This window comes from Micromonospora pallida (assembly GCF_900090325.1).
GTDB lineage: Bacteria > Actinomycetota > Actinomycetes > Mycobacteriales > Micromonosporaceae > Micromonospora > Micromonospora pallida.
The window spans coordinates 1203960-1224559 of record NZ_FMHW01000002.1; the positions used below are offsets into that span (position 1 = coordinate 1203960).

Here is a 20600-nt window from a genome sequence, read left to right on the forward strand (position 1 = left end):
CGAATGGCATAAGGTCTTGCGTATGAAGCAAGACGGAGATCTGGACACCCTCGTCCGGCAGCGCATCCGCGGACTGCGGACGGCCCGCGGCTGGTCGCTGGACGAGCTGGCGGCACGGAGCTATCTGAGCCCGTCCACGCTGAGCCGGATCGAGACCGGCCACCGGCGCATCGCGCTCGACCAGCTCACCCCGATCGCCCGGGCACTGGGCATCACGCTGGACCAACTGGTCGAGGCGGGCGGGGACGACGACGTGGTGATCCGGCCGCACCACGAGCCGGAGCGGGGCATCACCACGTGGCTGCTGTCCCAGGGCGACGCCGCGCCGAGGATGACGGTCGCCAAGCTGCGGATCACCCGGCCGGTCCCGGCGGATCTACGGGTGCATCCGGGGCGCGACTGGTTCACCGTGCTCTCCGGGACGGTGCTGCTGCGGCTCGGCGAGCGGACCATCCGGGTCGAGGCGGGCGAGGCGGCCGAGTTCTCCACGATGGTGCCGCACGCGTTCGGCGTGGACCGTGGACCGGCCGAGATGCTGTGCATCCTCGACCACGACGGCGAGCGCACCCACCTCGGACCGGAGCGCTGACGGGCCCGCTGCCTCGGCTGGCGCCGGCCCGGATGACGGAAAGCCGACCGGTGTCGATATGCGGACATCGACGCAGAGGGGCTCCTGCCACGCTCTGGGCCATCGCCCGCCGGCACTGTCGACAGACAGCGCCGGCGGTTGTGCGATTCCCTCGCGAACAGGAGCCCCATCGATGCTGAGGTCAAGACGACGAACGCGGTTACTCGCCGCCATCCTGGTGGGCGCGCTACTGACCGTCCCCGCCGCTCAGCCCGGGGCGGCGCGGCCCGCGCTCGCGTCGAGCACGGCGGGTCCAATGTCGACCGCTTCGGCGTGGCACGTCGAAGACCTCGGCGCTCCGGTTCCCAACCTGGGGTACGCCAGGGTGGTCGGGGCGGTCAGCCTCCAGGACGGCCCGGCGAGCGACCCCCGGCCGTACATGTTCAACATCATCAACGATGCCCTGTGGGTGATGTCGCCGGTGGCGGGCAGTTGGCGGTGGACCGCGCGCGGCGCGCCCCCGGTGGGCCGGATCAGGGGCTCGGTCGGTGTCGTCAAGTTCCTGGACCAGTTCACGTCCATCGAGCGCGCCTACGTCTTCGTCTACACCGACGACGGCCACCTGTGGGGTAACTGGTGGGACGGCAGCCGCTGGGCCTGGACCGACATCGGCACGCCCGGCGGCACCACGGTCAGCGCGCCGGTCGGTGCGGTCGCCGTACAGACCGCTCCCGGCAGTCAGGCGGTCCCGTACATCTACGTGATCGGCGCCGACGGGCATCTCTGGTGGAGCCGGAAGAACAACACCGGACAATGGACCTGGACGGACCAGGGTGTCCCGGCGGGGGTGACCCTGAACCGCCTCGCCGACCCGGTGGGCGCGGTCAACCTGCGGCTGTCGCCCACCCAACCCGACCTGCCCCAGGTCTTCGTGTTGGACGTGCAGGGCAATCTCTGGCGCCACGGCTTCGACGGCCTGACCTGGCGATGGTACGGCCACGGTTCACCGCAGCCCAGCTACAACGCTCACGGCGTGGGTCTGGTCGCTGTCCAGGACGGACCCAACACCGCCTCCCGCCCCGAGGCGTTCATCGGCGTCAACGGCACCGTGCTGGAGCTCACTTGGTGGAACGGCGCATGGTGGTGGTCCACCCATTCCAGTTCGGGCACCACCTACGTCCGGCACGCCGGCACGATCGCCGTACAGGACGGCTGGGACGCCCCACAACGGCCCTACCTCTTCTCCTGCGATCTGGAGGGCGGTCCACTGCGCACCAACTGGTGGACCGGGTCGCAATGGCAGTGGTCGGTGCAGTCCGGCACCGACGCCGCCGGACTCGACCCCAGCTGCGGGGACGCCGTGGCGCTGCCGAACAGGTTCACCGGCACCCGGTACCCGTACGTCTTCTACTGGTCCCGGCAGCAGCCGATGCGGCTCATGCTCACCTGGTGGGGCTGACCGGCACCGCTCGATGCCGGAGGCATCCCGCCTCCGGCATCCGTGCCGTTTGGGCACAAGGCATACGTGCTGCGGGCGGGTTGCTCAGGGCAGTTGCTGGCGGGTCCGTCGGGCGGGGGCGATCGTGTACAGGTCGAGCACGCCTGGCGGATCCGCCAGGCCGGGGCCACCGGCGTGGACCCAGGCGGCGATGTCGCCGGCGGCGTCGGGGTCGTTGACCAGGCCCAGCCAGACGGGTCGGCCGCCGGCTCGCCGGCCGGCAGCCGAGGGCTGTACGACGACGACGTTGGCGTAGTCGCAGGTGTCGAGGCAGTCGCTGACCCGGACCTGCGCCACGCCGGCCAGTGTCTGCCGTAGCTGCGACAGTTGGGCGGCGTGGTCGACACCGGGGATCTTGCTCGTGCCGCAGCAGCAGCCCCGGCACACGGTGACCGTGCAGCTCGGGTTGGCTGCCGTGTCGCGGGCGGTGGGGCCGGTGCGGCGGGTCACGACGCGGCCTCGGCGGCTGTCCGGCTGGGCGACAGCCGCAGTCCGTCGAGCCGGACGATGGCGGGGCGACCCTCGTGCCCGGCGACGCCGAGTGGCAGGGGTAGGTGGCCGATCAGGTCCCAGGTAGCGAGCACGGTGACAAAGGTAGCGGCGATCATCAGATTCGCCACCCGTACGCGTCCGTGCCGGGTTCGTCGAGCAGGTGGAGAGCGGCAACCATCGATTGCCGAGATTACCCTACCGGGGTAGGGTAATCCGGGTGAAGGTCGAAGGGTTCACCGAAGAGGGGTACGACGCCGTACGGCAGGTGTTCCAGCGCCTGGTCGACGAGGGCCGGGAAACCGGCGCGGGGGTGTCGGTGTGGCGGGACGGTCGCGAGGTGGTTCGGCTCAGCGGGGGATGGGCTGATGTGCAGCGGCAACGCCCGTGGCGCGATGACACGCTGGTCCAGCCCTACTCGTTGTCGAAGACGTTCGCCACCCTCGCCGCGCTGGTGGCGGTCCGCGACGGTGCGTTGGCCCTCGATGAGCCCGTCGCGGCGTACTGGAAAGAGTACGGAGTGAGGGGCAAGGACCGGACCACGCTGCGTCAGGTGCTCACCCACCAGGCGGGGCAACCCCGGTTTCCGCAAGAGGCTGCGGACCTGGACCTGCTCGACGATGCCGGGCTACGGGAGAGTCTTGCGAGGACGGCGCCGGAGTACGCCCCGGGCACCGCGCTGGGGGAGCACGCGCTGACGTACGGCCACCTCATCGACGGGATCCTCCGCGCCGCCACCGGACGCAGCCTCCAGGAGGTGTTCGACAGCGTCGTGCGACCCGCGCTCGCTCTCGACGCCTGGTTCGGCGTACCGGACACCGAACTCGAACGTGTCGCCGACCTCGAGTACGCCAGCCCCGACTGGCCGCGGCAACTGCACGCAGCACCATGGCTGCAGATCCCCGACGGCGCGTTGGACACCCGTCGGACCAACTCCCGCGCCTGGCGGCAGACGGTGTTCGCCGCGGCCAACCTCCACACGACCGCGACCGCCATGGCCCGCTTCTTTTCGTCCATCACCAGCGAAGAGGGGCCCCTGCGCGAGCTGCTCGGCCCGCAGCTGCACACCGAACTGCTCACCTCGCAGATCACCGACCACGACCACGTCTTCGGCACCAGGCTCACCTGGACGCTCGGCTTCATCCGTGACCGCGGCAAAATCGCCAAGGGCGGTATCGGCGGCTCCGCCGCCTGGTGGTCCCTCAACCACCACCACTCCTGCGCCTACCTCACCCGTCGGCTGGACGACCACTCCCGAGCCGCTGAGATCGCTACCGCACTCGGTGACAACCTGGCCGTGGTCGGGGAGGACTGAGCACCCAGGGCTGTTCGGCGCTGGCACAGGTGCAGACGCTGAGGGTGCACGCTGGGTCCGTGACGACGGGCGTGGGCGTAGGGTGCGGCCGGTGATCGGTGATGCCTGGTTGGATCGGTGTTTGTCTCCTTCGCCCGTGCTGCGGGGGCTGGCGAGGAACCCGGCGGCGTCGGTCACCGTGCTGCTGCGGCTGGTGGAGGCGTGGCCGGAGCAGGCGTGCGAGGGGCTACGTCGCCGCCGCGTGCTGCCCCTGCCGGTGCGGGATGCGATGCTGCGTCATCCCTCGCCGAGGGTCCGCGCGGCGCTGGCCGCCCACCCGCACGTTGACGCTGTGGCGCGCGCCGAGCTGCTGGCCGACCCGGTGTGGCGGGTGAGACTGAGCGCGTTCGGCCAGCCCGGTCAGGAGCCGTTGCCGGACGACGCGCTGATGAGGTTGTTGGCCGAGCTCGACGACCCGCCCTCCGACATGCTGTTCATCCGCGAGGAGTTGTTCGGCGAGTTGTGCCATGCGACCGGGTATGAGCTGCGGCTGTTCCGGCTGGCTGCCGCGCACCCCCGGCCCGGGGTGCGCGGATTCGCGGCCGGTTTCCTGTACCTGCTGGACGAGCGGTCGTGCCAGGCGCTGCTGGAGGACGAAGCGCCCGAGGTACGGGCGGCCGCCGCAGCGGCCGTCGCGCACCGGCAGCAGGTGATGCAGCCCGCGGATCTGCCGGACCAGCACTGTCACGCCTTCTGGTACGTGCTGCAGCGTCCACTGTCCCGGGCCCTGGTCGATCAGGTGCTGGCCAGCGGCGACACGGACGCGCTGCAGGTGATGGGCAGGAACCCGACCGTCCCGCCCGACGTGGTCGAGACACTCCTGCGCCACCCCGACCCGTCGGTCCGGCAGGCAGTCACCGGCCGCGTCGACCTGACCGACGACCAGCTCGCCAGGCTCGCCGCCGACCCAGCGGTCGAGGTCCGCACCGCGCTCTCCAACCATCCCTCGGCACCTGCCGAACACGCCGCGTGGATCGACCACGGATGCGATATCCGGCCGGGAAATACCGCCTTCCTCCTGGACCGCTACGGCGACTTCCTACGCCAAGCTGGCGGCAGGTTGCGACTCGTCACTTCCGAATGCCCCGCGTGCCCAGGCTGCTGGTACCTCGACATGGCAGTGGTCAGAGACGGGTTGGAGGCCGTCACCCTGGTCCTGCCGTCGCGAGCCCGGGCAGAATTTTGCCGGCTCCTGAACAGGCTCGACCGTGACGTCCGGCGCCGCACCCCGCCGGACTCCAGCCGCAAACTGCGATGGACCGGCGAGCCACAGCCCTGGTGGCATCAACGGATCTACCAACGATGACGCCGCCCACAGGTCGCAGCGTGCCCGCGTCCCAACATGCTGTCGTAGCCGATGAGCTGATGGCTGATCACGCCGTCCGTCGGACGCGGTGGTGATCGCCGGGTCAGCGGATGGTGGCGGTGAGGCGTTGCAGGGCGGCGTGGGCGGGTGGGCCCCAGGTGGGTTTGCCGCCGGGGCGGCCGTGGACGCCGTTGTCGCCGATGAGGATGCCGCCGAGGGCGCGTATCGTCGCCCAGCCTCGGGCGCGACGCATGGTGGCGGTGTCCGGGGTCGGCTGGTAGGCCGCGTGGAAGTGGTCGGTGGTGTCGTCCGGTAGCAGGAGCCACGCGGCGGCGAGGTCGTATGCCGGGTCGCCCGCGCAGAGGTCGCCGAAGTCGATCACGCCGCAGAAGGTGCCGTCGGCGGTGAGGACGTTGGCCGGGTGTAGGTCGGCGTGCAGCCACAGCGGCGGGCCCGTCCACTGCGGCGCGGTGACCGCGTCGTGCCAGACGGCGCGGACGGCGTCCGGGTCGTTGACCAGCCCTCGTTCGGTGGCGGACGTGAGCCCCTTGGCGAAGCCCCCGGCGTGGTCGGCCAGTGGCCCGCCACGGTCCCGGCCGGTGGGCGCGCCGCTGGGGGCCGGTTGGTGAAGAGCCATGAGGAAAGTGGCCAGGGATCTGGCCGCGTCGGAGGCTCGCGTGACGGGGGCCTGGTCGGCGGGTGTGCCCGGAACCCAGGTGGTGATGAGCCAGGGCCGAGGGAACCGCTCGGAGGGTTCGCCGAGTCGCTGCGGGACGGGAATCGGCAGCGGAAGGCGCGGGGCCAGCGTGGGCAGCCAGGAGTACTCCTTGCGCAGCAGCGCGTCCGCGGACCCGGTCGCCCAGGGAAGCCGGACGGCCAGGTCGTCACCGAGTCGCCACAGTTGGTTGTCCCAGCCACGCGCGCCCAGCCGAACCGGGCGATCGGCGAGGTCCGGGTGCTGGTCGCGGACCAGATCCCGGACCAGATCCGCGGTGATCTCGATCTCGGCGTGGGTCATGCCGAGCAACAGTAGTCCCGCAGCGTGCTCCACCCGCGCGTGCGGACCGCCAGGTCAGTCAGTCCCGCCCCGGCCGCGGACCAACGGTAGGAAGATCTCGTCGACGATCTCGACCAGGACCTCGTCGGGCACAGCCGGAACGCCGCGCAGGGCGTACTCGCCACGCAGCAGCATCAACGGCAGCGCCGCCACCCGCGGCTGCACCGCCTCGGGGGTGCCTCGCCGCGGGCCACCGCCCGGCTCAGCAGGGTGAACCACGCGGCGTTCATCGCGCTGCCGCCGGCCTGCTCGCGCAGTAGCTCCAGCAGAGCCGGCTCGTCGGCGGCCGCCGCCAGGAGGTCGCGCAGGATCGCCCCGCGGGGTGAGGACCAGGTCGCGTTGGCCCGCCGCAGCAGTTCCAACGCGTCGCTTCGGAGGCTGCCGGTGTCCGGCGTCGGGGTACGGGTGTCGGCCAGGTGTTTGTAGGCGGCGATGCCGAGCGCGGCGCGCTGCGGCCAGCGTCGGTAGATCGCATTCTTGTTCGTGCCGGCACGCCGGGCGACCTTGTCCATGGTCATGCCGGCGTAGCCGGAGGCGGTCAGTTCCTCGGCGGCCGCGCGCAGGATTGCCTGCTCCAGCTCCGCGCCTCGCCGCCGCTGTCCCCCCGCCACGGTACGCATCGTACGCTAAACCGAGTACGGTACTGCCAGTACCTTAAGGAGGTAAGCAATGCGCGCTTGGGGCGTCACCTACGACACCGGCTTTACCAACATGGGAACCACCACCCACGAACCCTTCGACCCCGACATCGTCGCCAGGGACATGCGGATCATCCGCGCCGACCTGCACGCCGACGCCGTCCGGATCACCGGAGGGGTCGCCGACCGTCTGGAGATCGCCGCCCGGCACGCGGCCGCCGCCGGCCTGGAGGTCTGGTACTGCCCGTTCACCAACGACCTGACCACCGACCAGTTGCTGGCGTTCCTGCTGGACGCCGCCGAGCGCGCCGAGCGGATCCGGCGGGAAGGGGCGAACGTCCGGTTCCTCACCGGCTCGGAGATCAGCATGATGACGATCGGGCTCGTGCCCGGTGACACCCTGACCGAGCGAGCGGCCGTCCTTACCGACCCGGCGCGGGTCCGCGAGGTCCTCCCGGGTGTGCAGCGAGAGACCAACGCCCTTCTGGCCCAGGCCGCCGCAGGCGCCCGCGAGCGGTTCGGCGGCCTCATAGGGTACGCGTCGCTCCCTATGGAGGCGGTGGACTGGACACCGTTCGACTTCGTCGCGACCGACGCCGGCTACCGCGACGCCAGCAACGCCGCCGCCCTACCCGCGAACCTCGTCGCCATGACCTCCCAGGGCAAGCCGTTCGCCATCACCGAGTTCGGCTGCGCGCCCTTCACCGGCGCCGCGGACCGGGGCAGCCGCAGCGACATCATCGGGTACGACGAGCGCACCGCGCAGGCCGTCCGGCTCACCGAGACCGTCGAGCGCGACGAACCCGAACAAGCCGCCTACCTGAGGGATCTTCTCGAGGTCTACGACGCCGGCGGCGTGGACACCGCGTTCGTCTACACCTTCGCCTCCCGGCACCTGCCCACCTCGGAGGATCCCGAGCGGGACTTCGACCTGGGCAGCTTCGGGATCGTGAAGGTCCTCCCATCCGGCCGTACCGGGACCGCCTACCCAGGAATGCCGTGGGAGCCCAAGGCAGCCTTCTACTCCCTGGCCGAGTATGGCCGCGCCCGGGCGAGCGGGTCCGCGGTCTGACGCGTCTGCGGCTGGTTCGCACCGAGGACACGCGGCTACCGCGACCGCGTGTCCTCTGGGAACTCCCAGGCGGGGTCGAGTGCCCCCATCTGGCCGTAGCGGGACCCGGGCTCAGCCGACGGGCCCGACTGCTCCCCTCAGGTCGCCGGCCTCGGCGCGGCTTGCCGGCAGCACCGTGGGGGCGGGCCCGGTCGAGTCGCGGACCACCAGGAGGTGGCCGATCGTCCGGCGGCGGGGACGGGTCGAGCGGGCCTTGAGCGCGAGCGACAGCGCCATCCGCCCCATGTCGGTCATCGGCAGCCGGATGGTGGTGAGGCTGGGGGCGAGGTCGGCGGCGACGGGGACGTCGTCGAACCCGACGACCGACATCCGCTCGGGCACGGGGATGCGGTGTGCCCGCAGCGTCGACAGCACCCCGATGGCCATCGCGTCGTTGAGCGCGATGATCGCGGTGGTCTGGGGGCGGTCGCGCAGGATCTGTTCGGTGGCGACCCGGCCGCCGTCGCGGGTGAAGTCGGAGTGCACGACCGGAAGATCGTCGAGGGAGAACCCGCGCTGGCGCAGGGCGGTCGCCACGCCGGCGAGCCGGTCGGCGACGGTGGTGAGCCCGGCCGTGCCGGCGGCGACGGCGATGTGGCGGTGTCCGAGGTTCAGCAGGTGATCGGTGAGGGCGCGGCCGCCGGCCTCGTTCTCCGGCAGGACCGCGTCGACGCCGAGGGCGTGCCGGCCGATGACGGCGACCCGGCCGCCCTGGCTCTGGAACTCCGCGAGCTCCGCGCGGGCCTCGGCCTCGATCCGGGCGTCGTCGTAGCCCGATCCGGCGATCAGGATGATCCCGACCCGCTGCGCGATGAGGTGGCGCAGTTGCCGTAGCTCCGCGTCCGGGTCCCGGCCGGAGTGGCAGATCTGCACCAGCAGCCCCTCCTCGGCGGCCACCTGGATGACCCCGCCGGCGATCTCCGAGAAGTAGGGGTCGTCGACCTGGTGCACGACCAGCCCGACCGTCGAGCTCGCGCCGCCGGCGAGGGTGCGGGCGTACGGGTTGGCGACGTAGCCCAGCTCCTGGGCCATCTGCCGGACGCGTCCGGCGACCTCCTCGCTGACCCCCTCGCGTCCGGCGAGGGCGCGGGACGCCGTCGCCAGAGAGACACCCGCTCGCTCGGCCACGTCGATCAGACGCAGTCTCGGGCCTGGTCTGGGCATCGGCAACTCCCTGGAAACATCAATGTCATCTGACTCTTGCCAGTGGTGTAGACCACAGCCTAGTCTACGAAAGCGCTTCCGTAAGCGCTTCCGTCCCGGCAAAGGAGCGTCTCGGGATGACAACCCGATTGAAACGAATCCAGTGGTTGACAGCACTCGGAGCGAGCCTCACCCTCGCGCTCACGGGCTGTGGTGACGGTGGTGGCGGGGGTTCCGGTGCCGACGATCCGATCGTCGTGGGGATCTCCCTGCCCCTGACCGGGGACTTCTCCGAACCGGGCAAGGGTGTCCAACGCGGCTACGAGGCCTGGGCCAAGATCACCAACGACAATGGCGGCCTCCTCGGCCGCAAGGTCGAGCTGAAGATCCTCGACGACCAGTCCAACGCGGACCGGGTGGTCGCCGACTACGAGCAGCTCATCGGCAAGGACAACGTGGACCTCGTGGTGGGCCCGTTCTCGACCCGCCTCGTGGTGCCCGCGGCCCGGGTCGCCGAGGAGTACGGCATGCTCTTCGTCGAGCCGGCGGGCGCGGCGAAGGAGGTCTTCGAGCAGGGCTTCAAGAACATGTTCTACGCCGCCCCGGCGGTGGCGAACGACCACTACAACCACCTGGCCGAGTACATCCTGGCACTGCCGCCCGACCAGCGGCCGAAGACCGCGGCGTACGCGGCCATGGACGACCCGTTCGCGCAGGGCACGGCGTACGGGCTGAAGGAGAAGCTCGAGGCGGGCGGCGTCCGCACCGTCGTCAACGAGGTCTACCCGCCGAACACCACCGACTTCGGCAGCATCGCCGCGAAGATCGCGTCGTCCAGGGCCGATCTGGTGGTGGGCGGCTCCCAGTACCAGGACGGCGTGAACCTGATCGTCGCCCTCCAGCAGCTCCGGTACCAGCCGAAGCTGGCCGCCTTCTCCACCGCCCCGACGAACCCCGAGTTCGCCGCGGCGATCGGCAACAAGACCGAGGGGATCCTCTCGCCGACCGGGTACACGCAGGACGCGCCGTACCCGAGCAACAAGGAGTTCGTCGAGAAGTACACCGCGCAGTTCGGCTCGCCGCCGGAGGAGGACGAGGCCAACGCGTACACGACCGGGCAGGTCGTCGCGGCGGCGGTCACCGCGGCGGGCTGCGCCGAGCAGGGCGACTGCCAGAAGAAGCTGGTCGAGTGGGTCCGCGGCAACACCGTGGAGACGGTGGTCGGCCCGCTCTCCTGGGACGAGACGGGCAAGCCCAAGGGCGCCCACATGATCCAGCAGTGGGTGGGCGGCAAGATCCAGATCGTGCTGCCGGCCGACGCCCGGGAGACCGACCTCGTCTACCCGAAGCCGGCCTGGTAGGAGACGACACATGCCCTCCGGTGCCCTGCTCTTCCAGAGCATCATCCTGGGTCTGCTGCTGGGAGGGCTCTACGCCCTCCTGGCAGCGGGGCTCACCCTCTACTTCGGAATCATGCGGGTCGTGATGATCGCCCACTCGGCGTTCCTCATCCTCGCCGCGTACCTCGCCTGGTGGTCCCACACTCGGCTGGGGATCGACCCGCTGCTGTCGATGATCGTGACCGTGCCGCTCTTCTTCGCCTGCGGCGTCCTGTTGCAGCGGCTGCTCCTGGCCCGGCTGCGCCCGGCCACGCTGACCATGATGTCGGTGCTGCTGACCTTCTCGATCGCGGTCGTCGTCGAGGGCCTGCTCGGCTACCTGTTCACCGGCACCCAGCGGCGGATCCAGCTCGACTACAGCTCGGCGAGCTTCGGGATCTTCGGTGCCCGGGTCGCGGTGGTCAAGCTGATCGCGTTCGGTCTCGCCGCCGTTGCCCTGCTCACCCTCTATCTGCTGATGAAGAAGACCACCTTCGGCTGGGCCCTGCGGGCGACCATCCAGCACCGCGACGCGGCGCGGCTGGTGGGCATCGAGACCGAGCGGGTGGCCGGGTACGGCTTCGGCCTCGGCCTCGCCACCGCGGCCGTCGGCGGTACGGCCCTGGCCCTCGACACCACCATCTACCCGTCGCTGCACTGGCACTGGATCGGCCCGCTGATGGCCATCATCGTGGTGGGCGGGCTGGGCAGCGTGCCTGGTGCCGCGATGGCCGCGATGGTGCTCGGCATGCTGCAGAGCCTGTTGCAGATCCCGCTCGGCACGACCTGGGCGCAGACCATCTTCTACCTGGCCCTGTTCGCGACGCTGGCATTCCGGCCACAAGGTTTCTTCGGAGGTCGACTTGCGCAGCGCTTCTGATCCGACGACGGTGGACGTCCCGCCGGCCGGGGCGGTGACGACGCGGCGCAGTCTCGACCGGTTCCTCCAGGTGGCAGCGATCGTGCTGCTCGCCGCAGCGGTGCTGGCCTTCCCGTCCCTGGCACCCAACCCGTACATCCTCTCGGCGGGCGTCGTGGTGCTCAACTACGCGGTGCTCTCGACGTCGTGGAATTTCGTCGGCGGGTTCACCGGCTACATCTCGCTCGGCCACGGCGCCCTCGCCGGGCTCGGCGGCTACGGGACCGCCCTGCTGGTCACGAAGGCCGGCCTGCCGAGCTTCGTGGCCCTCGTGGTGGCGGCCCTGCTGGTGGCGGCCCTCGCCGTACCGATCGGCTTCGCCGCGCTGCGGGTCCGTGGCGCGTCGTTCGTCATCGTCTCGATCGCGTTGGTGCTGATCATGCTGCTGGTCTTCCAGAGCTGGGCGTCGCTCACCGGCGGATCACGCGGTCTGGTCGTGCCGCGCCCGTTCCCGGACCTGCTCCGTCCGGAGCACCACCGGGTGTTCTACTACCTCTTCACCGGCCTGCTCGCGCTGGCCCTGCTGGCCTGGTGGGTCATCGACCGCTCCCGGTTCGGCCTCGGGCTGAAGGCCGTCCGGGAGGACGAGGACAAGGCGGAGGCGCTGGGCACCCCGACCTTCGCGTACAAGCTGGTGGTGTTCGTGGTCTCGGCGGGGTTCACCGCCCTGGGCGGCGGGCTCTACGCGCTCTGGTTCGGCGACCTCGACCCGGTGTTCCAGTTCTCCATCCTCACCGGCTCGTACCTGGTGCTGATGGCGCTGCTCGGCGGTGTCCGGAACCTGTTCGGCCCGCTGATCGGCGCGCTGGTGGTCGGCATCGGGCTGGAGTACTTCAAGGTGGAGTTCGGCGACACACAGTTGCACCTGGTCGCGACGGGCCTGCTGCTCGCGCTGGTCGTGCTCTTCATGCCCGACGGCGTGCTGCCGGCGCTCGGTTCCCTGCTCGGCCGGATGCGGCCGGCGCAGAACTCGATCCGCGAGGTCACGGCCGCCCAGTTGCGCGAGCAGCGTGTCGCGGCCGCCGGCGCGCCGGCCGCGCGGGAACCCGTGGACGCCGCCGCCGGTGCGCGGTCCCAGTCGACGGAGGAGCGGGCATGAGCGAGGCACGGGGTCTGGCCATCGCCGGGCTCACCAAGGCGTTCGGTGGCGTGGTGGCGCTCGACGGTGCGACCGTCGAGTTCCAGCACGGCAAGGTCAACGCGCTGATCGGGCCCAACGGGTCGGGCAAGACCACCTTCTTCAACTGCATCACCGGGATGATCCGACCGGACGGCGGGCAGGTCACCTACCGCGGGCGGGACATCACCGGCGCGGCCCCGCACCGCATCGTCCACGCCGGTGTCGGCCGTACGTTCCAGCTGTGCCGCGTCTTTCCCCGGATGACGGCGTTGGACAACGTCCTCGCGGCCGTGCGTCCGACCGGCCTGACCGGCCTGCTGCGTGGCGCCCGCGCCCGCGCGGAGGTCGACCGTGCCCGGGGGTGGCTCACCCGCCTCGGCATCGAGCACCTGGCCGACGTGGAGGCGCGCAACATGTCCTGGGGCCAGCAGAAGCTGCTGGAACTCGCCGGTGTGCTGATGAGCGACCCGGAAACCGTCCTGCTCGACGAGCCGGCCGGCGGCGTCAACCCGGCCCTGCTGGACCGGATCGGCACCCTGGTCCGCGAACTCAACGCCGAGGGGCGGACGTTCGTGGTCGTGGAGCACAACATGGACCTGGTGATGAGCGTCAGCGACCACATCGTGGTGTTCGACCGGGGCCGCCCGATCGCTGAGGGTCCGCCGTCGCTCATCCGCTCCGACGAACGCGTCCTGGGGGCCTACCTTGGCGTCTGAAATCGAACTCGTCGACATCCAGGCCGGCTACGGGCGCGCCGCGCCGGTGCTGCGCGGCCTGACCGTCTCGGTGCCAGCGGGCCAGATCGTCTGCCTGGTCGGCCCGAACGGCGCCGGGAAGTCCACCGTCCTGAAGGTCGCCAGCGGCCTGCTCAAGCCCCGCTCCGGAAAGATCCTCGTCGGCGGCGTGGACGTGACCGGCCAGGGGCCGCAGCGGATGCTCGCCTCCGGCGTCGCGCACGTCCTGCAGGGGCACAGCGTCTTCCGCGAGATGACCGTGGCGGAGAACGTCCTGCTGGGCGGCTACACGTTGAAGGACAAGGCATTGATCGCCAAACGTACGGCCTTCGTCAAGGAGGTATTCCCGGTCGTCGCGCAACGCTGGAACTCGCTGGCCGGATTGCTGTCCGGCGGGCAGCAGAAGCAGGTGGAGTTCGCCCGGTCGCTCATGGTCAACCCCAAGGTCGTGCTCCTCGACGAGCCGTCCATGGGCCTGGACCCGAGGGCGACGACCACCGTGTTCGAACAGGTCGTGCGAATGCGCGACGCTGGTACGGCGGTGCTGCTCGTGGAGCAGAACGCCCGGCGGGCGTTGGAGACAGCCGACCTCGGTTGCGTGCTCGACCTCGGGCACGTGCACATCTCCGGGCCGGCTTCGCAACTGTTGGCCGACCCGCAGCTCGGCGAGCTGTACCTCGGCGGACGGCCCGCCGAGCCGACGGCACCGCCGAAGCGGTAACAGACTCCGACGTGACAGCGGCACACATGGGTTGGAGCGTGCGTACGTAAGCGCTTCCGAAAGCGGTTACGTACGCACGCCAGAGCTGAAACAGAGGTGTATCGCGATGATCAGAACAAGACGGTTCGCCGTCGCCACGGCCGCCGTACTGGCGACCGGTGTGCTGGCGGGTGTCGGGGCGCCCCCGGCCCAGGCGGACCGGAGCAACCCGCGCGACGTCCATCCCCACCTGCGATCGAGCCTGGTCGCCTTCTACGACTTCGACCACCCCGTGGAGGGTGACGCGGCGCTCGAGCGGGACCTGGGCCGCTCCGGCACCGAGATCGAACTCGTCAACGGCGGCGCCGACATGCGCGTGGCCGAGCACGCCTACCCGGGCAGCGGCAACGCGTTGCAGACCCGACAGGTGAACCCCGCCCAGGCCGGCAACGACGACTGGAAGGCAGGCACCTGGTCGGCCAGCGGCGTACGCACCCTGCGCCCCTTCGCCGGCACCCAGGGCACCACCGTGATGGGCTGGTTCAAGATGGAGATGGACGCCCCGGCGCCCAACTCCACCACCGTCAACCCGGCCGACCGGTTCAACGCGATCGGGCTGGCCGGTGTGCTGACCGGCGACTCGGACGGCCACGGCGTCCGGGCGCTGCTGGAGCTCATCGACGTCAACGGCGAACTGCGGCTGGTCGCGCTCGGCCGGCGCCTCGACGGCGGCAACTCGCAGACCTTCGCGGCGAGCGAGGACTGGCGGACGCTGCTGCCGAAGGGGGAGTGGGTCCACCTCGCGGCCACCTTCGACTTCAACACCGGCGCGCTGGCGCTCTACCGCAACGGCCTGCCGGTGGACGGCTTCTACACCCGCACCGACGACCCGTGGCTCGTGTCCGGCCCGGGCCCGCACGTCACCACCGCCTCGGATCCGCGAGGCATCAAGATCGGCGGGAGCTTCCCGCAGGACACGCTGGAGCGGAATCCGTGCGACTGCCGCATGGACGCCCTGATGTTCCTCGACACCGTCGTCTCGGCGTCCGACGTCGAGAAGCAGTACCGGTACCAGGCTCGCTGACCACCCTCCGCACCGCCCCACCGGGAAGGAGACCCGCGTGCGCAGTATCCGCACGATCCGCAGATCCGCGCTGACGGCCGGGCTCACCGCCGCCACCCTCGTCCTGTCCACCCTGGTCGCCGGCCCCGCCCAGGCCGCCGACGCCGTCTACGATCCGGTCCTCGAGACGCCCAGCCAGTCCCGGCTCGGCCTGGTCCTGACCGAGTACGCCAGCTTCCCGCAGTCGTCCCCCATCCCGGCGCCGACCGACCAGCGGCTCATGCGTACCGCCCGTATCAACACCATCATGGAACTGCCCGACGGCTCCGGCCGCCGTGCCGTGCCGGACCTCAACGGCCACCTCTACCTGGTCAGGGACGGCGTGCCGCAGGTCTACCTGGACGTCGCCGACACGTTCGCGCCGCAGTTCTTCTCCGGCCGCGGGCTCGGCCAGGGCTTCGGCTACGTCGCGTTCCACCCCGAGTTCGGCACCAACGGCCGCTTCTACACCATCCACACCGAACAGGCGTCGCTGGCCACCAAGGCGCCGGACTACGCCCAGGCCAACAGCATCTTCCACGGCGTGATCACCGAGTGGACGGCGACCGACCCGGCCGCCGACACGTTCTCCGGTACCCGCCGCGAGGTGCTGCGGATCGGCTTCGCCGGCCAGGTCCACGGCGTCCAGGAGATCAACTTCAACCCCACGGCGCGACCCGGCCAGCGTGACTACGGGGTGCTGTACCTGGCCGTCGGCGACGGCGGCACCGGCGTACGCAACACCGAGCCGCAGAACCTGGGCATGGTGCACGGCAAGCTGCTGCGCATCGACCCGCAGGGCACCGACTCGGCCAACGGGCAGTACGGCATCCCGACGGACAACCCGTTCGTCGGCCGGGCCGGCGCCCTGGGCGAGGTCTACGCGGTCGGGTTCCGCGACCCGCACCGGTTCAGCTGGGACCCGGCCACCGGCCGGATGTTCCTCGGCCACATCGGCGAGCACGCCATCGAGGCGATCTACGAGGTGCGCGCCGGTGACAACTTCGGCTGGAGCGAGCGGGAGGGCGCGTTCGTCTTCGACAAGACGGGGAGCGCCTGCGACAAGCTCCTGCCGCTGCCGGCGGACGACGCCCAGTACGGCTATACGTACCCGGTCGCGGCGTACGACCACAACCCGGCGCCCGGCTGGAACTGCACCGGCGACGTGGGTGTCGCGGTGGCCGGCGGGTTCGTCTACCGGGGCAACGAGCTGCCCGCGCTGAAGGGCAAGTACGTCTTCGGTGACCTGGTTGACGGGCAGGTCCTCTACACCGAGGCGAACGAGATGCGGCGCGGCCACGACCCGGCCACGATCCACCGCCTTGCGCTCTTCAACGCCGCCGGCGAGTCGGTGCGCATGCAGGACCTATCCGGCCCCGGTGCCGTGGGCAACCGGGAGCGGGTCGACCTGCGGTTCGGCACCGACGCCGCCGGTGCGCTTTACCTCCTCGCCAAGGCCAACGGGAAGGTCTGGAAGGTGACCGGCACCCGGGAGTTCGCGGACGGCGACGTCGGCGGCACCAAGCTGCACAAGCCCTCCGGCCCGGAGAGCTGGACGCCGGTCACCCCGTCGAAGTGGCAGTTCGACCGGGACGAGGTGATCCTCGCCGAGGCGGGCGTGAGCCGGCCCGGCCCGCGCCGTCCGTTCGAGTACGCGGTGGTGACCGACGGGCCGGAGTGGTCGTCCGTGGAGATCGAGGCCGATGTCCGGCTCGACACGCCGGTCGAGGTGAGCAACCGGGACGTGATCATCGTCTTCGGCTGGCGTTCGGACACCGAGTTCTACTACGCCCACCTGTCGACCGACAACACGATCCTGCCGCACAACGGCATCTTCAAGGTGAACAACGCCGACCGGCAGCGCCTCGACTACCAGTGGAACGGCCGGTCGCGCGGCGCGAACCCGGCGATCGTCGACGCCGACTGGCACAAGGTGCGCGTCGTGCACCTGCCGGCCACCGGCGAGATCGCGGTCTACGTCGACGGCAAGAAGGACCCGCTGATGACCGCGAAGGACACCACGTTCGGCTCCGGACGGGTCGGCTTCGGCTCGTTCGACAACATCGGCCGGCTGCGTCACCTGACGGTGACCGGAACCCCGGCCTGATCCGGCCCGGTGGGGACGGCGGCAGGGCCGTCGTCCCCACCGGGGACGGGCAGTGTGCGGCACCCGGCCGAACCGGGTACCGGAGATGACCCCTGAGGAGAGTAGGACGATGACGGCACGTGTTCCGATCGGCATCGTGATGAATGGCGTGACCGGGCGGATGGGCTACCGGCAGCACCTGGTCCGATCGCTGCTGGCCATCCGCGAGCAGGGCGGCGTACCGCTGCGCGACGGGAGCCGGCTCTGGCCGGAACTCGTTCTGGTCGGGCGGAACGAGGCCAAGCTGCGCGACGTCGCGGCCCGGCACGGGTTGACCGACTGGACGACCGACCTGGACGCCGCGCTGGCGCGACCGGACGTCTCGATCTACTTCGACGCGCAGGTCACCAGCGAACGGGAGAAGGCCCTCCGGCTTGCCGTCGCGGCGGGCAAGCACATCTACACCGAGAAGCCCACCGCCACCACGCTGCACGGCGCGGTCGAGCTGGCGCGCGCCGCCGACGCGGCCGGGATACGGCACGGCGTGGTACAGGACAAGCTCTTCCTGCCCGGCCTGCGCAAGCTCGACCGGCTCGTGCGGGGCGGATTCTTTGGCCGGATCCTGTCGGTGCGCGGCGAGTTCGGCTACTGGGTCTTCGAGGGCGACTGGCAGGAGGCACAGCGGCCGAGCTGGAACTACCGGGCCGCCGACGGCGGCGGCATCGTCGTCGACATGTTCCCGCACTGGCACTACGTCCTGGAGCAGATCTTCTCGCCGGTCCGGGCGGTCACCGCCCACGTCACCACCCACATCCCGCGCCGGTGGGCCGAGGACGGTCAGCCCTACGAGGCGACCGCCGACGACGCCGCGTACGGGATCTTCGAGCTGGACGGTGGCGTCGTCGCCCAGATCAACTCCTCCTGGGCCGTCCGGGTGAACCGGGACGAGCTGGTCGAGTTCCAGGTCGACGGCACCGAGGGCAGCGCGGTCGCCGGGCTGCGTCGCTGCCGCGTCCAGCACCGGGCCACCACCCCGAAGCCGGTCTGGAACCCGGACCTGCCGTCCACCGACGACTTCCGCGCGCAGTGGCAGGAGGTGCCGGACAACGAGGTGTTCGACAACGGCTTCAAGGCGCAGTGGGAGATGTTCCTGCGGCACGTCGCCGAGGACGCCCCGTACACCTGGGACCTGTGGGCCGGCGCGCGCGGTGTGCAACTGGCCGAGCTGGGCCTCCAGTCGGCCCGGGAGGGCCGGCGCGTCGAGGTGACGGAGCTGCGGTCGTGACCCGGACCGTCAACCTGCCCGACGGGCCGTTCACCCTCTCCGGGACCGGGCGCGAGCACCTCACGCCCGGCGTCCGCTTCACCAGCCGGGTCGCGTACGCCGCCGCGCACGTCGTCGCCGATCCCCGCGCGGAGAACGTGCCGGGCACACCGGCCGCCGTCGACTGGGACGCGACCCTGGCGTTCCGCCGGCACCTGTGGTCGTACGGGTTCGGCGTCGCCGAGGCGATGGACACCGCCCAGCGGGGCATGGGCATGGACTACCCGGCCGCGCGCGAACTGGTGCGGCGCTCGGCCGCGGCCGCCCGGGCCGAGGGGGGCGCGATCTGCGCCGGTGTCGCCACCGACCAGTTGCCGGCCGGCCCGGCCTCGCTCGACGAGATCCGCAAGGCGTACGCCGAGCAGCTCGCCGACGTGCAGGAGGCCGGCGCCCGGCCGGTGCTCATGTGCAGCCGCCACCTGGCCGCTGCGGCCCGGTCCGCCGACGACTACCTCGACATCTACGGCCGGCTGCTGGCCGACGCCGACGGCCCGGTGGTGCTGCACTGGCTCGGCCCGGCGTTCGACCCGGCGCTCACCGGCTACTGGGGCGACGCCGATCCGGTGCGCGCCGCGGAGACCGTGGTCGCGCTGATCGACACGCACCCGAGCCGGGTCGACGGCATCAAACTGTCGCTGCTCGACGAGGACTTCGAGGTCGCGCTGCGTCGACGCCTGCCCGCCGGGGTACGGCTCTACACCGGCGACGACTTCAACTACCCGGCCCTGATTCGGGGCGACGGCGAGGGCCACTCCGACGCGCTGCTCGGCGTCCTCGCCGCGATCGCGCCCCCGGCCGCCGCCGCGCTGCGCGCGCTCGACACCGGTGACCTGGCGACGTACGACCGGATCCTGGCCCCCACGCTGCCGCTCGCCCGGCACCTGTTCGGTGCCCCGACCTTCTACTACAAGACCGGCATCGTGTTCCTGGCCTGGCTCGCCGGTCACCAGGACCACTTCACGATGGTCGGCGGTCTCCAGTCGGGACGGTCGCCGGTGCACCTGGGCCGGCTGCTGCGGCTGGCCGACGCGGCCGGGCTGCTGCCCGACGCCGAGCTGGCCGCGCACCGCGCGCGGGCGTTCATGACCACGGCGGGGGTGGCGCAGTGAAGCGGTTCGCGCTCAACTCGGCGACGACGAAGCGGTGGCCCCTGCCGGACCTCGTCGCCGGCTGCGTCGACGCCGGGGTGTCCGGGGTGGGGCTGTGGCGGGAGGACCTGGCCGCGTACGGGGTCGAGCCGGCCGCGGCGCTGGTGCGGGACGCGGGCCTGACCGTCACGTCGCTGTGCCGCGGCGGGTTCTTCAGCACCCCCGGATGGCTCGACGAGAACCGGCGTGCCATCGACGAGGCGGCGGCGGTGGGCGCGCCGGAGCTGGTGCTGGTCTCCGGCGGTCTGCCCGACGGCAGCCGGGACATCGACGGTGCCCGGGGGCACGTGCGGGACGCGATCGGCGAGTTGGTGCCGTACGCCCGCGCCGCGGGGGTCCGGCTCGCCCTGGAGCCGCTGCACCCGATGTTCTGTTCCGACCGATGCGTGGTCGCCAGTCTCGGTCAGGCCCTGGACCTCGTCGCGCCGTATCCGGCGGAGACGGTGGGCGTCGTCGTCGACACGTACCACCTCTGGTGGGACGACCAGGTGTGGGCGCAGATCGCGCGGGCCGGCCGGGAGGGCCGGATCGCCTGCTTCCAGATCGCCGACTGGGTGACGCCGCTGCCGGCGGGGGTGCTGCTCGGTCGGGGGCTGCCCGGCAACGGCTGCGTCGATCTGCGCCGCTTCCGGGAGGCCGTGGACGCGGCCGGCTACACCGGACCGGTGGAGGTGGAGGTCTTCGCCGAGGAGGTGTGGGCCCGGCCTGGCCGGGAGGTGCTCGACGAGGCCGTCGCCGGCTACCTCACGCACGTCGCCTGAGCGGACGCACGGCCCGCCCGGTCTCCGGTCGGGCCGTCGGTCAGGACCGGCCCAGGCGGGGCCGGGTGGGTCCGGCCGCTGTGGCGATTACTCGTGGCCTCCGTGGTGATCGTGCCGGTATGGTGGCCGGGCCGGCCGTGGGACTTGCGTGCGACTTCCGGAA

Annotated in this window: 21 protein-coding genes; 15 read left to right on the top strand and 6 right to left on the bottom strand. The window is 71.2% G+C overall.

What is annotated here, in order from left to right; genetic code table 11:
* Positions 1-22 precede the first annotated feature (22 nt).
* Both GA0074692_RS05375 and GA0074692_RS05380 read left to right on the top strand, forming a co-directional pair.
* Positions 23-589 (top strand): helix-turn-helix domain-containing protein, encoded by a 567-nt coding sequence (locus GA0074692_RS05375; RefSeq protein ID WP_091639979.1) that lies wholly within the window; start codon positions 23-25, stop codon positions 587-589.
* A 295-nt stretch (positions 590-884) separates the two neighbouring features.
* Entirely contained in the window at positions 885-2027 is a 1143-nt protein-coding gene (locus tag GA0074692_RS05380; RefSeq protein WP_091639982.1) for a PLL family lectin, read from the top strand.
* An 84-nt stretch (positions 2028-2111) separates the two neighbouring features.
* Here GA0074692_RS05380 and GA0074692_RS05385 read toward each other — a convergent pair whose 3' ends face one another.
* Positions 2112-2516 carry a hypothetical protein gene (locus GA0074692_RS05385; protein ID WP_091639985.1) on the bottom strand — a complete coding sequence of 135 codons (405 nt, stop codon included), beginning with the start codon at positions 2514-2516 and terminating at the stop codon, positions 2112-2114.
* Positions 2513-2686 (bottom strand): hypothetical protein, encoded by a 174-nt coding sequence (locus GA0074692_RS05390; protein ID WP_218106555.1) that lies wholly within the window; start codon positions 2684-2686, stop codon positions 2513-2515. Before GA0074692_RS05390 ends, GA0074692_RS05385 begins: the two co-directional genes overlap by 4 nt.
* Positions 2687-2775: 89 nt before the next feature.
* Between GA0074692_RS05390 and GA0074692_RS05395 the strand changes: the two genes are divergently transcribed.
* Together GA0074692_RS05395 and GA0074692_RS35715 are read left to right on the top strand one after the other, a co-directional pair.
* Entirely contained in the window at positions 2776-3870 is a 1095-nt protein-coding gene (locus tag GA0074692_RS05395) for a serine hydrolase domain-containing protein (RefSeq protein ID WP_091639987.1), read from the top strand.
* A 121-nt stretch (positions 3871-3991) separates the two neighbouring features.
* A complete protein-coding gene (locus tag GA0074692_RS35715) occupies positions 3992-5215 on the top strand; it encodes a hypothetical protein (RefSeq protein ID WP_245730171.1) in 1224 nt (407 codons plus the stop codon).
* A 103-nt stretch (positions 5216-5318) separates the two neighbouring features.
* On the opposite strand, the gene GA0074692_RS05405 is transcribed toward GA0074692_RS35715, so the two are convergent.
* Genes GA0074692_RS05405 through GA0074692_RS05410 form a run of 3 tightly spaced genes read right to left on the bottom strand, consistent with a single transcriptional unit; the run spans position 5319 to position 6883 of the window.
* A complete protein-coding gene (locus tag GA0074692_RS05405) occupies positions 5319-6233 on the bottom strand; it encodes an aminoglycoside phosphotransferase family protein (RefSeq protein WP_091639990.1) in 915 nt (304 codons plus the stop codon).
* A gap of 54 nt (positions 6234-6287) precedes the next feature.
* On the bottom strand, positions 6288-6437 hold the full coding sequence (locus tag GA0074692_RS35720; RefSeq protein WP_245730173.1) for a hypothetical protein: 150 nt from the start codon (positions 6435-6437) through the stop codon (positions 6288-6290).
* Positions 6407-6883: a TetR/AcrR family transcriptional regulator gene (locus GA0074692_RS05410; protein WP_245730174.1), complete on the bottom strand. Its 477-nt coding sequence runs from the start codon at positions 6881-6883 to the stop codon at positions 6407-6409. The genes GA0074692_RS35720 and GA0074692_RS05410 overlap by 31 nt, the downstream gene beginning before the upstream one ends.
* A gap of 58 nt (positions 6884-6941) precedes the next feature.
* On the opposite strand from GA0074692_RS05410, the gene GA0074692_RS05415 reads away from it, so the two are divergent.
* Positions 6942-7982: a glycoside hydrolase family 113 protein gene (locus GA0074692_RS05415; RefSeq protein ID WP_091639993.1), complete on the top strand. Its 1041-nt coding sequence runs from the start codon at positions 6942-6944 to the stop codon at positions 7980-7982.
* A gap of 111 nt (positions 7983-8093) precedes the next feature.
* On the opposite strand, the gene GA0074692_RS05420 is transcribed toward GA0074692_RS05415, so the two are convergent.
* Positions 8094-9185 carry a LacI family DNA-binding transcriptional regulator gene (locus GA0074692_RS05420; protein WP_091639995.1) on the bottom strand — a complete coding sequence of 364 codons (1092 nt, stop codon included), beginning with the start codon at positions 9183-9185 and terminating at the stop codon, positions 8094-8096.
* A gap of 236 nt (positions 9186-9421) precedes the next feature.
* On the opposite strand from GA0074692_RS05420, the gene GA0074692_RS05425 reads away from it, so the two are divergent.
* The 10 genes from GA0074692_RS05425 (at position 9422) to GA0074692_RS05470 (ending at position 20437) form a co-directional block, all read left to right on the top strand.
* Positions 9422-10525 (top strand): amino acid ABC transporter substrate-binding protein, encoded by a 1104-nt coding sequence (locus tag GA0074692_RS05425; protein WP_245730176.1) that lies wholly within the window; start codon positions 9422-9424, stop codon positions 10523-10525.
* A 10-nt stretch (positions 10526-10535) separates the two neighbouring features.
* Entirely contained in the window at positions 10536-11423 is an 888-nt protein-coding gene (locus GA0074692_RS05430) for a branched-chain amino acid ABC transporter permease (RefSeq protein ID WP_091639999.1), read from the top strand.
* Entirely contained in the window at positions 11407-12561 is a 1155-nt protein-coding gene (locus GA0074692_RS05435) for a branched-chain amino acid ABC transporter permease (protein WP_245730178.1), read from the top strand. Before GA0074692_RS05430 ends, GA0074692_RS05435 begins: the two co-directional genes overlap by 17 nt.
* On the top strand, positions 12558-13298 hold the full coding sequence (locus GA0074692_RS05440; RefSeq protein WP_091640001.1) for an ABC transporter ATP-binding protein: 741 nt from the start codon (positions 12558-12560) through the stop codon (positions 13296-13298). Before GA0074692_RS05435 ends, GA0074692_RS05440 begins: the two co-directional genes overlap by 4 nt.
* Positions 13288-14037: an ABC transporter ATP-binding protein gene (locus GA0074692_RS05445; protein WP_091640003.1), complete on the top strand. Its 750-nt coding sequence runs from the start codon at positions 13288-13290 to the stop codon at positions 14035-14037. The genes GA0074692_RS05440 and GA0074692_RS05445 overlap by 11 nt, the downstream gene beginning before the upstream one ends.
* A 106-nt stretch (positions 14038-14143) precedes the next feature.
* The gene (locus tag GA0074692_RS05450; RefSeq protein ID WP_091640006.1) at positions 14144-15100 is read left to right on the top strand and encodes a LamG domain-containing protein; all 957 of its coding nucleotides are present in this window, start codon (positions 14144-14146) and stop codon (positions 15098-15100) included.
* 37 nt (positions 15101-15137) lie between these two features.
* A complete protein-coding gene (locus GA0074692_RS05455) occupies positions 15138-17225 on the top strand; it encodes a PQQ-dependent sugar dehydrogenase (RefSeq protein WP_218106556.1) in 2088 nt (695 codons plus the stop codon).
* A gap of 109 nt (positions 17226-17334) precedes the next feature.
* A complete protein-coding gene (locus GA0074692_RS05460) occupies positions 17335-18489 on the top strand; it encodes a Gfo/Idh/MocA family protein (protein ID WP_091640008.1) in 1155 nt (384 codons plus the stop codon).
* Positions 18486-19637 (top strand): DUF993 family protein, encoded by a 1152-nt coding sequence (locus GA0074692_RS05465; RefSeq protein WP_218106557.1) that lies wholly within the window; start codon positions 18486-18488, stop codon positions 19635-19637. The genes GA0074692_RS05460 and GA0074692_RS05465 overlap by 4 nt, the downstream gene beginning before the upstream one ends.
* Complete coding sequence (locus tag GA0074692_RS05470) at positions 19634-20437, top strand: sugar phosphate isomerase/epimerase family protein (protein WP_091640011.1); 804 nt, start codon at positions 19634-19636, stop codon at positions 20435-20437. The genes GA0074692_RS05465 and GA0074692_RS05470 overlap by 4 nt, the downstream gene beginning before the upstream one ends.
* Positions 20438-20600: the final 163 nt, after the last annotated feature.

Excerpts from the sequence above, each read along its gene's own strand:
- GA0074692_RS05380 (WP_091639982.1), top strand. The coding sequence starts at position 885 with ATGTCGACCGCTTCGGCGTGGCACGTCGAAGACCTCGGCGCTCCGGTT.
- GA0074692_RS05420 (WP_091639995.1), bottom strand. The coding sequence starts at position 9,185 with ATGCCCAGACCAGGCCCGAGACTGCGTCTGATCGACGTGGCCGAGCGA.
- GA0074692_RS05415 (WP_091639993.1), top strand. The coding sequence starts at position 6,942 with ATGCGCGCTTGGGGCGTCACCTACGACACCGGCTTTACCAACATGGGA.
- GA0074692_RS05430 (WP_091639999.1), top strand. The coding sequence starts at position 10,536 with ATGCCCTCCGGTGCCCTGCTCTTCCAGAGCATCATCCTGGGTCTGCTG.
- GA0074692_RS05460 (WP_091640008.1), top strand. The coding sequence starts at position 17,335 with ATGACGGCACGTGTTCCGATCGGCATCGTGATGAATGGCGTGACCGGG.
- GA0074692_RS05450 (WP_091640006.1), top strand. The coding sequence starts at position 14,144 with ATGATCAGAACAAGACGGTTCGCCGTCGCCACGGCCGCCGTACTGGCG.
- GA0074692_RS05440 (WP_091640001.1), top strand. The coding sequence starts at position 12,558 with ATGAGCGAGGCACGGGGTCTGGCCATCGCCGGGCTCACCAAGGCGTTC.
- GA0074692_RS05375 (WP_091639979.1), top strand. The coding sequence starts at position 23 with ATGAAGCAAGACGGAGATCTGGACACCCTCGTCCGGCAGCGCATCCGC.
- GA0074692_RS05405 (WP_091639990.1), bottom strand. The coding sequence starts at position 6,233 with ATGACCCACGCCGAGATCGAGATCACCGCGGATCTGGTCCGGGATCTG.